Source organism: Streptomyces beihaiensis (assembly GCF_026274175.1).
Lineage (GTDB): Bacteria > Actinomycetota > Actinomycetes > Streptomycetales > Streptomycetaceae > Streptomyces > Streptomyces beihaiensis.
In genome coordinates, this window is record NZ_JAPHNL010000277.1 from 66,141 (window position 1) to 79,582 (window position 13,442).

13 protein-coding genes are annotated in these 13,442 nt (G+C 73.6%); 8 read left to right on the forward strand and 5 right to left on the reverse strand.

All coding sequences use genetic code 11. The features are described from left to right. Nucleotides 1–180 precede the first annotated feature (180 nt). From OFY01_RS23390 to OFY01_RS23405, 4 genes are read left to right on the forward strand one after another with little or no spacing between them, the layout of a single operon-like run. Nucleotides 181–780 carry a (2Fe-2S)-binding protein gene (locus tag OFY01_RS23390; RefSeq protein WP_266603010.1) on the forward strand — a complete coding sequence of 200 codons (600 nt, stop codon included), beginning with the start codon at nt 181–183 and terminating at the stop codon, nt 778–780. Next, a complete protein-coding gene (locus OFY01_RS23395; protein ID WP_266603012.1) occupies nt 777–1,787 on the forward strand; it encodes an FAD binding domain-containing protein in 1,011 nt (336 codons plus the stop codon). Before OFY01_RS23390 ends, OFY01_RS23395 begins: the two co-directional genes overlap by 4 nt. Next, complete coding sequence (locus tag OFY01_RS23400; protein WP_266603014.1) at nt 1,784–3,946, forward strand: xanthine dehydrogenase family protein molybdopterin-binding subunit; 2,163 nt, start codon at nt 1,784–1,786, stop codon at nt 3,944–3,946. The genes OFY01_RS23395 and OFY01_RS23400 overlap by 4 nt, the downstream gene beginning before the upstream one ends. Then, complete coding sequence (locus OFY01_RS23405) at nt 3,939–5,066, forward strand: XdhC family protein (RefSeq protein WP_266603016.1); 1,128 nt, start codon at nt 3,939–3,941, stop codon at nt 5,064–5,066. The genes OFY01_RS23400 and OFY01_RS23405 overlap by 8 nt, the downstream gene beginning before the upstream one ends. Before the next feature lie 58 nt (nt 5,067–5,124). Here OFY01_RS23405 and OFY01_RS23410 read toward each other — a convergent pair whose 3' ends face one another. Continuing rightward, nucleotides 5,125–5,622, reverse strand: a complete 498-nt coding sequence (locus OFY01_RS23410) for an HD domain-containing protein (protein ID WP_266603054.1) — start codon at nt 5,620–5,622, stop codon at nt 5,125–5,127. Between the two features lie 58 nt (nt 5,623–5,680). On the opposite strand from OFY01_RS23410, the gene OFY01_RS23415 reads away from it, so the two are divergent. Both OFY01_RS23415 and OFY01_RS23420 read left to right on the forward strand, forming a co-directional pair. Continuing rightward, a complete protein-coding gene (locus OFY01_RS23415; RefSeq protein ID WP_266603017.1) occupies nt 5,681–6,508 on the forward strand; it encodes a class I SAM-dependent methyltransferase in 828 nt (275 codons plus the stop codon). A gap of 271 nt (nt 6,509–6,779) precedes the next feature. Next, nucleotides 6,780–8,423 carry a helicase HerA-like domain-containing protein gene (locus tag OFY01_RS23420; protein WP_266603019.1) on the forward strand — a complete coding sequence of 548 codons (1,644 nt, stop codon included), beginning with the start codon at nt 6,780–6,782 and terminating at the stop codon, nt 8,421–8,423. Between the two features lie 48 nt (nt 8,424–8,471). Here OFY01_RS23420 and OFY01_RS23425 read toward each other — a convergent pair whose 3' ends face one another. Further along, nucleotides 8,472–9,113 (reverse strand): MgtC/SapB family protein, encoded by a 642-nt coding sequence (locus tag OFY01_RS23425; protein WP_266603021.1) that lies wholly within the window; start codon nt 9,111–9,113, stop codon nt 8,472–8,474. 223 nt (nt 9,114–9,336) lie between these two features. On the opposite strand from OFY01_RS23425, the gene OFY01_RS23430 reads away from it, so the two are divergent. Both OFY01_RS23430 and OFY01_RS23435 read left to right on the forward strand, forming a co-directional pair. Next, nucleotides 9,337–10,353: a zinc-dependent alcohol dehydrogenase family protein gene (locus OFY01_RS23430; RefSeq protein ID WP_266603023.1), complete on the forward strand. Its 1,017-nt coding sequence runs from the start codon at nt 9,337–9,339 to the stop codon at nt 10,351–10,353. 141 nt (nt 10,354–10,494) lie between these two features. Further along, nucleotides 10,495–11,412: a phosphotransferase gene (locus tag OFY01_RS23435; protein ID WP_266603025.1), complete on the forward strand. Its 918-nt coding sequence runs from the start codon at nt 10,495–10,497 to the stop codon at nt 11,410–11,412. Nucleotides 11,413–11,576: 164 nt separating this feature from the next. Here the strand turns inward: OFY01_RS23435 and OFY01_RS23440 are convergent, their stop codons facing one another. From OFY01_RS23440 to OFY01_RS23450, 3 genes are all read right to left on the reverse strand, one after another. Next, complete coding sequence (locus OFY01_RS23440; protein ID WP_266603056.1) at nt 11,577–11,813, reverse strand: hypothetical protein; 237 nt, start codon at nt 11,811–11,813, stop codon at nt 11,577–11,579. Nucleotides 11,814–11,893: 80 nt separating this feature from the next. Continuing rightward, entirely contained in the window at nt 11,894–12,625 is a 732-nt protein-coding gene (locus OFY01_RS23445; RefSeq protein WP_266603027.1) for an HNH endonuclease family protein, read from the reverse strand. Between the two features lie 55 nt (nt 12,626–12,680). Beyond that, nucleotides 12,681–13,376 carry an esterase/lipase family protein gene (locus OFY01_RS23450; RefSeq protein WP_266603029.1) on the reverse strand — a complete coding sequence of 232 codons (696 nt, stop codon included), beginning with the start codon at nt 13,374–13,376 and terminating at the stop codon, nt 12,681–12,683. Nucleotides 13,377–13,442 lie beyond the last annotated feature (66 nt).

Sequence of the window (13,442 nt, forward strand, 5' to 3'; positions counted from 1 at the left end):
AGCGGTAGAGCGGACGTGTGTCCACTTCGGGGTTCACGATAGTGGCGTGCCGCGCCGGACGCCGCATCGGTACCGGCACCGTTTCCGATCCGTACTGTCGTCCCGAGTCCCCGCGTCATCCGGCTCGTACCGTCCTGTCCCCCGTCGCGGCAGAGCCAGTCACCGGAAAGAAGGCTGTTCATGGCCCCAGCGCCCCTGTCGACGCACAGCGCCATCACTTTGCACATCAACGGAGAGAAGTACACGCTGCCAGTCGACCACCGCACCACCCTGCTCGACGCCCTGCGCGAGCGGCTCGACCTCACCGGCACGAAGAAGGGGTGCGACCAGGGGCAGTGCGGCGCCTGCACGGTCCTGGTCGACGGACGCAGGACCGTCTCCTGCCTGCAACTCGCCGTCGCCGCCGAAGGACGTGAGATCACCACCGTCGAGGGAGTCGCCGAGGGCGACGAGCTCCACCCGGTGCAGCAGGCGTTCCTCGACCTCGACGGTTTCCAGTGCGGCTACTGCACGCCGGGCCAGATCTGCTCGGCCCTCGGTGTCCTGGAGGAGCACGCGGCGGGCTGGCCCAGCGCCGTCACCGACGACGTACGGCCCGAGGCAGGGCCACCCCCGCTGACGCCCGAGGAGATCAGGGAACGGATGAGCGGCAACCTGTGCCGGTGCGGCGCGTACGTGTCGATCGTACGAGCCGTCGCGGCGGCCGCCGAGAGCGCCGACGCCGCCGCCCAGGACTCGCACTCGCACGACTCGCACGACACGAAGGAGCAGGTGGCGTGAGGGAGTTCGGCTACCAGAAGGTCCTCGACGTGCCGGACGCCGTGGCCGCGCTCGGCGCCGACCCCGACGCCCGGTTCCTCGGCGGCGGCACCAACCTCGTCGACCTGATGAAGTCCGGCGTGGAGCGCCCCGCGCGCCTCGTCGACGTACGGGACCTGCCGCTCGACCGCATCGAGCCGACGCCCGGCGGCGGACTGCGCATCGGCGCCACCGTCACCAACAGCGATCTCGCCGCCCACCCCGACGTGCGACGCCGCTACCCGGCTCTCGCGCAGGCCGTGCTCGCCGGGGCCTCCGGGCAGCTGCGCAACATGGCGACCGTCGGCGGCAACCTCCTGCAGCGCACCCGCTGCGGCTACTTCACCGACGTCACCAAGGCGTGCAACAAGCGGAACCCGGGCAGCGGCTGCCCCGCCGTCGAGGGCGAGCACCGCAACGCCGCGCTCTTCGGCGCGAGCCGGCACTGCGTGGCCGTGCACCCCTCCGACATGGGGGTCGCACTGGCCGCCTTCGACGCCGTCGTGCACTACGAGACCGCGGACGGACCGGGGGGCACCCCCCGCGAGGGAGAGCTGGCACTCGACGCGTTCTACCTCCCCGTCGGCGACACTCCGCACCTGGAGACCGCGCTGCCGCCCGGCGCGCTCATCACCGGCGTCACGCTGCCGCCCGCGCCCGTCGCCGCCCACTCCCGCTACCGCAAGGTGCGCGAGCGCGCCTCCTACGCGTTCGCGATCGGCTCGCTGACCGCCGCGCTCGACGTCGAGGACGGGATCGTGCGGGACGCGCGCCTCGCCTTCGGCGCCGTAGCGTCCCGGCCCTGGCGCGCCCGCGCCGCCGAGCGGGCGCTGATCGGCGGTCCCGCGGACGGCGACGCGTACGCCGCCGCGGCCGACGCCGAACTCGCCGCCGCCGAGACGCTCAGGGACAACGCGTACAAGGTGCCACTGATGCGCAACCTCGTCGTGGCACAGCTGACCGAACTGGAGCAGGAGGCCCGCCGATGACGACCGCGCCCACCGCGCCCACCCCGCCCGCCGCGACCACGACCGGCGCGGTCGGCACGGCGCGCTCCCGCGTCGAGGGCGTCGAGAAGGTCACCGGCTCCGCACGCTACGCGAGCGAGTTGCCGTTCACCGACCTCGCCCACGGATGGATGGTCCTGTCGACCGTCGCACGCGGCCGCGTCCACGCGATCGACACGGAGAGCGCGCTCGCGATGCCCGGCGTCCTCACCGTCGTCCACCACGGCAACGCGCCACGCGTGAACACCGACTACGTCGGCCAGCTGGGCCCCGCCGACCCGACCCTCGGCGTCTTCCAGAGCGACCGGATCCCGCACGTGGGCTGGCCGGTGGCCCTCGTCGTGGCGGAGACCTCCGAGCAGGCCAGGGAGGCGGCCGAGGCGCTCGACGTCACGTACGAGACGCAGCCGCACGACACCGCCTTCCACGCCGACCGGCCCGGCACCTACACCCCGGAGAACGCCGAGGTGAGCAAGGGCGACGTGGAGGCCGAACTCGCCGCGTCCGCGGTGGTCGTCGACGCCCGCTACACCACGCCCGAGCAGCACCACAGCGCCATGGAACCGCACGCCGCGACCGCCCGCTGGGACGCGGGGCGGCTCGAACTCGTCGACTCCAACCAGGGCAGCATGTGGGTCGCCGACGAGCTCGCCAAGCTCTTCTCGCTCGACCTGTCGGCGGTCCGCGTGCGCTCCGAGCACGTCGGCGGCGCCTTCGGCTCCAAGGGCGTACGCCCGCACCACGTGGCGGCGGTGATGGCCGCGACCGAACTGCAGCGGCCCGTCCGGGTGGCGCTGACCCGTCGTCAGGTGTTCGCGATCACCGGATACCGCAGCCCCACCGCCCAGCGGGTGCGGCTCGGCGCCGAGCCCGACGGGCGGCTGCGCGCCTTCGAGCACGTGGCGCAGTGCAGCACGTCGACGGTCCGGGAGTTCATCGAGAACAGCGCCCTGTACGGGCGTGTGCTGTACGAGGCCGACGCCCACCGCACCGTCAACACCGTCACCCGCCTTGACATCCCCACGCCGACGTTCCTGCGCGCGCCGGGCGAGGCACCGGGCTCGTTCGCCGTGGAGTCCGCGCTCGACGAACTCGCCGAGCGGCTCGGCATCGACCCGATCGCGCTGCGCGTGCGCAACGAACCCGACGTGGGCCCCGTCTCCGGGCTGCCCTTCGCCGGACGCAACCTGCTCGCCTGCTACGAGGAGGGCGCCCGCCGCTTCGGATGGGCCGGCCGCGACCCGCGCCCGCGCACCCGCCGCGAGGGCAGGTGGCTGCTCGGCACCGGCGTCGCCGCCTGCGCGTTCCCCTCGGGTGTCGCCCCCTCCACGGCCTCCGTCACCGCCGAGGCCGACGGCACGTACACCGTGCGGATCACCGCGGCCGACGTCGGCACCGGCGCCCGTACGGCACTGACCCAGATCGCCGCGGACGAGCTGGGGACCACGCCGGAGCGGGTGCGGGTGCGCATCGCCGACAGCGACTTCGGGCCCGCGTGGGTCTCGGGCGGCTCCATGGGCACCCGGTCGTGGGGCTGGGCCGTCATCGCCGCCTCCCGGGAGCTGCGCGAGCGCGTCGCGCTGCTCACCGACATCCCCGCTGAGGGCGTCACCGCGCGCGTGAACACCGCCGACCTGGTGGCCTCGCTCGCGCAGAAGGAGCGTTACTCGTACGGCGCGCAGTTCGCGGAGGCCGCCGTGGACGTGACGACGGGCGAGGTGCGGGTGCGGCGGCTGCTCGGCGTCTTCGACGCGGGCCGCATCGTCAACCCGCTCACCACACGCAGCCAGCTCGTCGGCGGCATGACGTGGGGCATCTCGATGGCACTGCACGAGGAGGCCGTCCGCGACCAGGAGACCGGCGGACATGTCGGCGCCGACTTCGCGGGCTACCACTTCGCCGCCAACGCCGACGTGCCGGTCATCGAGGCCGACTGGCTGGGCGAGGTCGACCCGGACGACCCGATCGGCATCAAGGGCGTCGGCGAGATCGGCATCGTCGGCACGGCCGCCGCCATCGCCAACGCCGTGTGGCACGCGACCGGCGTACGCCACCGCGATCTGCCGATCAGGCCCGACCGCGTGCTGCTCGCCGAGGGCGACGCCCAGGCGCCGGACCGCGGGGACCGTACGGATGCTTGACCTGGCCGTCGAGCTCGGCCGGTGGGCCGCCCAGGGCCGGGAGTTCGCCGTCGCCACCGTCGTCTCGGTGAGCGGCAGCGCCCCCCGGCCCCCGGGCGCGGCCCTCGCCGTCGACGCCGAGGGTGAGGTCATCGGCTCCGTGTCCGGCGGCTGCGTCGAAGGGGCGGTGTACGAGCTGTGCCGGCAGTCCCTGGAGGACGGCCGGGTGCGGCGCGAACGCTTCGGCTACAGCGACGACGACGCCTTCGCGGTCGGGCTGACCTGCGGCGGAAGCGTCGAGGTGGTCGTGGTCCCGGTGCCGCGGGACACGCGGGCGCGCACCACGGCCGAGCGGGCGCTCGCGCTCGCCGAGCGCGGCGAACCGGTGGCGCTCGTCCGCGTCCTGGCCGGACCGTCCGAACTGACCCGGGCCGACGGCGTGTTGCTGGTGCGCACGGACGGCACGTACGAGGGGGCCCTCGGCTCCCCGGACGACGCGGGACTGGCGGCGCAGGCCCGCGCCCTGCTCGACCTCGGCCGCACCGGGGTGTGCGAGGTGCCGGAGAGTTCGGCGCGCTGCGGCGGGGACGTCACCCTGTTCGTGGAGTCCAGCGTGCCGCCCGCGCGCATGATCGTGTTCGGCGCGGTGGACTTCGCGGGCGCGCTGGTCCGGGTCGGCAAACTCCTCGGCTTCCACGTCACGTTGTGCGACGCGCGGCCCGTCTTCGCCACGCCTGCCCGGTTCCCGGAGGCGGACGAGGTGGTCGTCGACTGGCCGGACCGCTATCTGCGCGGCACGGACACGGACGAGCGCACGGCGCTCTGCGTGCTGACCCATGACGCCAAGTTCGACGTGCCGCTCCTGGAGGTGGCCCTGCGCCGCCCGGCGGCGTTCGTCGGGGCGATGGGCTCGCGCCGCACGCACGAGGACCGGCTGAGCCGGCTGCGCGCGGCGGGCCTGACGGAGCGTGAACTGTCCCGCCTGCGTTCGCCCATCGGCCTCGACCTGGGCGGCCGGACCCCTCAGGAGACGGCGCTGTCCATCGGGGCGGAGATCGTGGCGCTGCGCCGAGGCGGGACGGGCGCGCCGCTGACGGGGGGCGACCGGCCGATTCACCGAGACTCGCGAAGCACGTCCTAGACGTCCGGCGGCCTCCTGAGAGGCTTGAGGCCGTGGCCCGTGCAGCCCGTGCCGCGGGTCAGCGGAGTTCCGCCAGGAGCAGGGGATTGACCAGGGAGACGATGGCCTCGGTCTCGTCCCGGCCCACCGCCGCCCACAGGACGTCCCGCGCGGCACGGTACTTGGCGGCCAGCCGGGCCCGTTGCTCCCGCGGCAGCCGCGCCGACCGGTCGGCGCGGCTGTTGTGCGCGTTGTCGGCGATCTTGACGAGCGTCGCGTCGCGGCACGTGGAGATGCGCCGGATCTTCTCCTCGTAGGGCGTGCCGGGCTGGTTGGTGACACGCTCGACGATCTCGACGACCTGTGCGGGGACCCCCTCGGCCCGCAGCTGCCGCGCCGTCCACGCCGTGTCCTCGATGACGTCGTGCAGCAGGCCGGCCATCTGAAGACGCGGGCCGAACGGCGCGAGCCCCGCCGCCACCGCCCGCACGTGCGCCACGTAGGGCACGCCGATCTTGTCGACCCCTCCCGCGTGCGCCGCGGCCACGAAGGCGTCGACTTCCGCCACTGTCCTCATGCCGTCTTTCATGCCGGGTCGTTCCTGCCCTCCGGGTGAACGGCTACTTTGGCACACCATGACGCGGCATCCCCAGCCCCGGCCGGACCGGTACGCCGTCGGACGGCTCTTCGACGAGGTGGCGGAGCTCTACGACCGGGTGCGGCCCGGTTACCCGGACGCGCTCTTCGCGGACCTCGCCGCCGTCACGGGCGTCGGCGAGGGGGCGTCGGTGCTGGAGGTGGGGTGCGGCACGGGTCAGGCGACGGGCCAGCTGGCCGCGCTCGGCTGCTCGGTGACGGCCCTCGAACCGGGCGCGCGGATGGCCGCGCTCGCCCGCCGCAGACTCGGTGCTGTGCGCGAGGTCGCCGTCGAGACGGCGGCGTTCGAGGAGTGGGACGACCGCGGTCGTCGCTTCGACGTCCTCGTGGCCGCCTCGTCGTGGCACTGGGTCGACCCGTCCGTCGGCTGGCGCCGGGCGCACGACGTGCTCCGACCCGGCGGCTGGGCGGCGCTGCTCGGCCATGTCGTCGTACGCCGTCCGGGGGAGCCGGAGGTCTACGCCGAGACCGCCGATCTCCACGAGCGGTACAGCCCCGAAAACCCCGACTGGGGTCATCCGCCGCTGGAGGACGAGGTGCGCGCCTGCGACGCGGGCTGGGGCGCGGTGGAGGACCCAGAAGAGCTGTTCGGCCCGACGGTGGTCCGCTGGTGTCCGACCGTCCAGTGGCTCGACGGGACCGCCTTCGCCGATCTCCTGCGCTCGCAGTCCCCGTATCTCAGGCTCGACCACGACATCCGCGAGGCCCTGCTCGACGCGGTCGCCGAGCGCGTCCGCACGAGGATGGGCGACCGGGTACCCCGCCGCTGCCTGAGCGTCCTGCGAGCCGGGCGGCGCGTCGACTGACGGGATCGCGGACCCGCGAGGCGATTTCTCACGTCACGGCCGACGTACGTCCACGGCCGGATCCGCCGCAGGTACGCGGACGACCGTGACCGGCGCCGTTCGCGTACGTCTCCCGCACGCCCGCCGATCACACGGGAGGCGTACCGCGCAACGTTCTCCGGGCGCAGTCGCGGCGGCGCGGTGCGAGGCTGGGCATCGGTGCCCCGACCAGGGCACGACGGTTCGCCGAACCGGCTGACGACGCCGCCCGAGCGGGAACAGAGGCCCCGAGATGACCGAGAGCCACTTCGCGACACCGCCCGCCGCGACACCGCCCGCCCAGGCCCCCGGCTCCGAAGCGGGGACCGGCGCCGCCGCGCTGCCGCGGGAGGCGCTGGAGATCGCCTCCGGGTACGCGTTCAGCGGCGAGGCCCTGGACCTGGGCGCGCTGCTCTGGAACGAGCAGTGCCTCCCGGACGCCCGCATCCGCATTCCCCTGTCGATGCTGAACCGGCACGGCCTCGTGGCCGGTGCGACCGGCACCGGCAAGACCAAGACGCTACAGCTCATCGCCGAGCAGCTGTCGGCGCAGGGCGTGCCCGTCTTCCTCGCCGACATCAAGGGCGACGTCTCCGGGGTCGCGGCGCCCGGCGAAGAGAACGGCAAGGTGCGCGAGCGCGCCGCCGACGTGGGCCAGCAGTGGACCGCCACGGGCTTCCCGTGCGAGTTCTACGCGCTCGGCGGCATCGGTACCGGCATCCCGGTGCGGGCCACGACCACCAGCTTCGGACCCGTACTGCTCTCCAAGGTCCTCCAGCTCAACCGGACACAGGAGCAGTCGCTCGGCCTGATCTTCCACTACGCGGACCAAAAGGGCCTCGAACTCGACGACATCAAGGACCTCAAGGCCGTCGTCGGCTTCCTCGTCTCCGACGAGGGCAAGGCGGAGCTGAAGAACATCGGCGGCCTGTCCAGCGCCACCGCCGGCGTCATCCTGCGCTCCCTGACCACTTTCGAGGCCCAGGGCATGGAACCGTTCTTCGGCAGACCCGAGTTCGACGTGAGCGAGTTCCTGCGCACCGCCCCCGACGGGCGTGGGCAGATCTCGGTGCTCGAACTACCCGCCGTGCGGGACAAGCCACAGCTGTTCTCGACGTTCCTGATGTGGCTGCTCGCCGACCTGTTCAACACCCTGCCCGAGGCCGGTGACCTGGACAAGCCCAAGCTGGTGTTCTTCTTCGACGAGGCACATCTGCTGTTCGACGGGGCCGGAAAGGCGTTCCTGGAGTCGATCACCCAGACCGTACGCCTCATCCGCTCCAAGGGCGTCGGCATCTTCTTCGTGACACAGACCCCCAAGGACGTGCCCGCCGACGTCCTCGGGCAACTCGGCAACCGGGTGCAGCACGCGCTGCGCGCCTTCACCCCCGACGACCAGAAGGCGCTGCGCGCCACCGTGAAGACCTTCCCCGACTCGCCGTACGACCTGGAGGAGACCCTCACAGGACTCGGCACCGGTGAGGCCGTGGTGACCGTGCTCAGCGAGAAGGGCGCGCCCACGCCGGTCGCGGCGACACGGCTGCGCGCGCCCGAGTCGCTGATGGGCCCGCTGGAGGAGGACACCCTCGACCGGGCGGTCAGGACGTCGCCGCTGTACGCGCGCTACGCGCACGCCGTGGACGAGGAGTCCGCGTACGAGAAACTCACCGCGCGGGAGGCCGAGTCGCAGGCGCGGCAACAGCAGGAGCAGCGGGCCGCCCAGGAAGAGAAGCAGGCTCGGGCGGCCGCACGCGACGGCGGCGGCCGAGCGCGGTCCGACGCCTCACTCGTGGACCAGGTGGTCGGCAGCCCAATCTTCAAGTCCCTGGCACGGTCGATGGGTACGCAGCTGGGCCGCGAGATCTCCCGCTCGATCTTCGGCACCCGACGGCGGTGAGAACGGGCGGCCGTACCTTCCCGGGGCCGGGCGCGGGCGGCGCCTCGGTCACTCGCCGCCGAGGCTGACGCCGGTCAGTCCCTCGATGGCGAGGAGCCGCCCGCTCAGTTCGGCCAGGGTCTCCTCGGGGCCGGGGCGCACCAGCATCTGCAGGCTGACCTCGGAGGCCGACGCGGTCACCTTCATGGTGCGCGATCCCGGCAGTCGCTCCTCGATGGCTCCGGCGATGTCGTCCGGGCTCGTGCCGGGCGCGAGGTCCGCGGTGAGCAGGACGGTGGGGTGGACGACGGAGACACGTTCCTCGGCCCGTTTGACCACGCGCAGGACGACGACGGTGATGGCCGTCGCGGCGACGGCCGGTGTCCAGGAGTGCAGGCCCACGGCGACGCCGACGGCCGCCGTGAGCCACAGTGTCGCGGCGGTCGTCAGGCCGTGGACGGTCAGGCCACCGCGCATGATGGCGCCCGCGCCCAGGAAACCGATGCCGGAGGCGACCTGGGCGGCGAGCCGGACGGGGTCGGTGTGTGAGCTGACCACGTCGTACCCGGCGATGGTGAACAGGGCGGAGCCGAGCGCCACGAGCATGTGGGTGCGCAGCCCCGCCCACTTGGCCTCCAGCTCACGCTCCAGGCCGACGAACGTGCCCAGACACGCCGCGGCCGCCAGCTGTCCCACCGTCTCCCAGTGCATGGCGCACACATCCCCTTCCGTTCGGGTGTCACCCACAGGGTCGGGCGGCGGGGGACGGTAGGGCCACCGATGCGGCCGGGCAGGAGAGTGAAGTTCGGACGGGGGCCGCCCACGCGGTCACGGTCCGGGCCCGGCACCGCCGAACACCGCCGCGCGCGACGGCCGGAAAGCGGGTTAGCTGGGGGAGGGCCAGGCAGAGACATCCGGCACGTGAGGACATGTGATGCGCGGAGCAGTGATTCACGCCCCCGAAGACGTACGTTTCGAGACGCTCGAAGACCCGAAGATCCTCCATCCGACCGACGCCGTCGTCCGCACGGCCGCCACCTGTGTCTGCGGCTCCGACCTGTGGCCGTACCGAGGGGCCGACGAGACGAACGGTCCGCGCCCCATCGGGCACGAGTACATCGGGTTCGTGGAGGAGGTCGGCAGCGAGGTCACCGCGGTACGGCCGGGACAGTTCGTCGTGGGCTCCTTCGCCACCTCGGACAACACGTGCCCCAACTGCCGGCGCGGCTTCCAGTCGAACTGCCTGAACCGCGAGTTCATGAGCGGCTGCCAGGCCGAGTACATCCGCATCCCGAACGCCCAGGGGACGCTCGTCGCCACCCAGGAGCCGCCCGGCGAGGAGTACTGGCCCGGACTCCTGGCCGTCTCCGACGTGATGGGCACGGGTTGGTGGGCCGCCGACGCCGCCGAGGTCAGGCCCGGTACCACCGCGGTGGTGGTGGGCGACGGCGCGGTCGGCCTGTGTGCCGTCATCGCCGCCAAGGAGATGGGTGCCGAGCGGATCGTCGCCATGAGCCGCCACGCGCCGCGGCAGGAGCTTGCCCGGTCGTTCGGGGCCACGGACATCGTCACCGAGCGTGGTGACGAGGGCGTGGCACGGATCAAGGAGCTCACCGACGGGACCGGCGCCGACAGCGTGCTGGAGTGCGTCGGCACCGCCGAGGCCATGGGGCAGGCCCTGCGCTCGGCGCGGCCCGGCGGCACCGTCGGGTTCGTCGGGGTGCCGCACGGCGTCGCCGTCGACGGCCAGGAGCTCTTCTCCTCGCACGTCGGCCTGCGCGGCGGGCCCGCCCCGGTGCGGCGCTACCTGCCCGACCTCGTCGACCGGGTGCTGCGGGGCCGCATCGACCCGGGCCGGGTCTTCGACCTGACGCTGCCCCTGGAGCAGGTCGCCGAGGCGTACAAGGCGATGGACGAGCGCCGCGCCATCAAGGTCTTCCTCAAACCCTGACCGCCGTCCCGCCCCGGCCGCCCCGGCCGTCCCGGCGAACGCGGATCCGGGGCGACGCCGTCCTGACGGCGGGTCGAGCCCCGCCCTGGTTCCGCCCGGTCACACCGGTCCCGCACGGGCGTCCGGGTACCGTGCACCCCCATGACGTACACCGAGACCGAGATCACCGCGGAGCTGGTCCGGGACCTGCTGCGCGATCAGCACCCCGACCTCGCCGCGCGGCCCGTGCGGCTCGGCGCGCGGGGGTGGGACAACCAGCTGTGGCGGCTCGGCGACGACCTCGCCGTACGGCTGCCCTGGGCGACGCGGGACGCGGGGGCGCTGCTGCGCAAGGAACACGCCTGGGTGCCGAAGCTCGCCCCGCGCCTGCCGCTGCCCGTGCCCGTGCCGCAACGCCTGGGCGAGCCGTCCGGCCTGCTGCCGCACCCCTGGATCGTGACCACCTGGGTGCCGGGCACGGCGGCCGACCGCGCGCCGGCCACCCGCGGCGAGGCCGCCGCCGACGCGCTCGCCGCCTTCCTGACGGCCCTGCACGCCCCCGCTCCCGCCGGGGCGCCGGCCGGTCGCGGCAGGGGCGGGCCGCTGGCCGACCTCGACGAGCAGTTCGAGCAGGGGCTTGCCTCGGCCACCGAACTCGCCCTCGTACCCGACCCGGCCGCCGTCCGCGCCGTCTGGGACGACGCCGTTCGCGCGCCCGTCTGGTCGGGACCGCCGCTGTGGCTGCACGGCGACCTCCACTCGGCCAACATCCTCACGGCCGACGGCACGTTCTGCGGCGTCATCGACTTCGGTGACCTCTGCACCGGCGACCCGGCCTGCGACCTGTCCGCCGCGTGGGCGCTGCTGCCGGACACCGCCGCCGTCGACCGGTTCCACCGCGCGTACCGCCCGGCCCCGGACCCCGCCACCTTGCGCCGCGCCCGCGGCTGGGCGGTGCTGCGCGCTTTCGGCGGCCTGCTCGTCGGTGCGGCGGGGCTGCGCGGCGAGCCCGGCGGCAAGGCGACCTGGGGGCCGCCCGCCCGGACCGCGCTGCGGCGCCTGTGCCGGACCGCCGGGTAGGCCCCTGCGGGCAGCACGGGGAACACGGGCAGCACGGGGGAGCGGGCAACGTGGGCAGCGCAGGCAACACGGGAAACGCGAGCAACACGGAAAACTCGGGCGCTCCGGGAAACGTCGGCGACGTGGACCACCGCGCGCGGCAGGCCCGTGTTGCCCGCACCCCGTCAGTCCGCCGACTCCGCAGGGCCCGACGCCTGGGCGCCGCCGCCGCGCCGCACCCGCGCCACGACCTCCCGATGCAGCGCCGCGAGGCCGCCGGGCGGCGCGGCGACCGGGCTCCCGGTGAGCGTGTACCACTCGTCCGCCCCGGTGTACTGGACCGCGACCTCGGCGCGGCCGTCGGCGCGGCGGGCCGTGGCCACGGTCAGGTCACCGGTGACCACGCCGACCTCGTCCGTCATCGCCCCGCCGGGTCCCGCCGCCACGTCCTCGACGAGCCGCTCGGGCTCACCGCCGCCCGCGCCCCCGGCCTCGCCGCCGCTCACGACGCCTCACACGTGCCGAGCATCTCGCCCAGCTCGTTCTTCTCGGCCCGCGTCACCGTCAGCTCGTACGTCGACTTCACCGACACCCACGCCCGCGCGTACGTGCACCAGTACGCCTTGGCCGGTGGTTGCCACTCGTCAGGGCCCTGGTCGCCCTTGGACCGGTTGGAGGCGGCGGAGACCGCCAGCAGCTGAGGATGGGTCAGGTCATTGGCGAAAGCTTTCCGCCGCTCCTGCGTCCACGACGCGGCCCCGGAGCGCCACGCGTTGGCCAGCGGCACCATGTGGTCGATGTCCAGGTCGGAGGAGTCCGTGAACACCTTGTCGTCGTAGGCGCTGACCCAGTGACCCGACACGGCACGGCACTGGCTGTCGCGCTTCACGTCCGTGCCGTCGCGCCGAAGAATCACCTCGCGGGTGTCGCAGTCGTCGCCCTGCTGCGCCCAGTGTGGGAACTTGGCGCGGCTGTAGCCGTTCATCGAGCCGTGCGGCGCGACCTTCAGGCCCGACAGTTCCGACTCGGCCCGCCGCGCCGTGGGCAGGCCCGGCAACGTCGTGTGCTCGTCCGCGGGGCCGCCCCCGGCGCCCGGCGACCCGGAGGACGAGGGCGTCGACCCCGACACCGGTCCCGCCGCGCCGTCCCCGGACGCCGAGCAGCCCGTCACCGCGAGCCCGGCCACGGCCACGGCGGTCAAGCTCCGCCCCCACCACCACTTCTGACGCCCCATGACCTGCACGTGTTCCTTTCGCCCGGGTTGTCGTACAGGCGGAGCGTACCCAAGGTCAGGACGCGAGGAACGAACGCACTCCTTGCGAGACGCCGTCGTCCGTCAGCAGGTCGTTGTGGGCCAGGCAGCCGGCCGCGGTGTTGGTGGCACCGCTCAACGGGACGCTGTCGTCGGGGTCGATGACCTCGTCGCAGCTGGACCAGAACGTCGCGTACCGGGTGCCGCCCGGTGTCTCGTCGCCGGAGGCGAGACGGTCCTGGACGTAGCTGCCGGGCGACATGTCGCGGCACGCCTGCGACCAGAGGGCGCACGCCCACGCCGTGTACGTGCCGTGGTTGGGGCCGCCGAGCGAGACCCAGTGCGCCACGTGGGTGGCGCCGCCGCCGAACTTCAGGTACCAGCGGGTGGGCAGGCTGCCGAAGGAGTGGGCGACGATGTCGACCTGGTCGGCACCCGTCTGCGCCCGCACGCTGTCCACGTACGCGGCGAACTGCCCCGCGAGGACCTCGTTGACAGACCGGGAGGTGTCGTAGCCCCACCGGAACACCTCGTCGTCCTGGTACCCGGACGCCTTCAGGTCGTCGGCGAACTGACCCCACACGCCGGGGTCCGCGTTGTAGCCGTGCACGAGGATCACCGGGCGGTGGGCGCTCGCGGCGAAGGGAGCGGCGGCGGTGGCCGCCGGAGCCGCGGCCAGCAGCCCGGCGAGGAGGACGGGGACGGTGAGGAGGAAGGAGAGGCGACGGCGCATGGGGGTCTCCCGCGGTCGGCGGACGGGACACGTGCGGATGTGCTGCCGTACGAATGAACTGCCTTG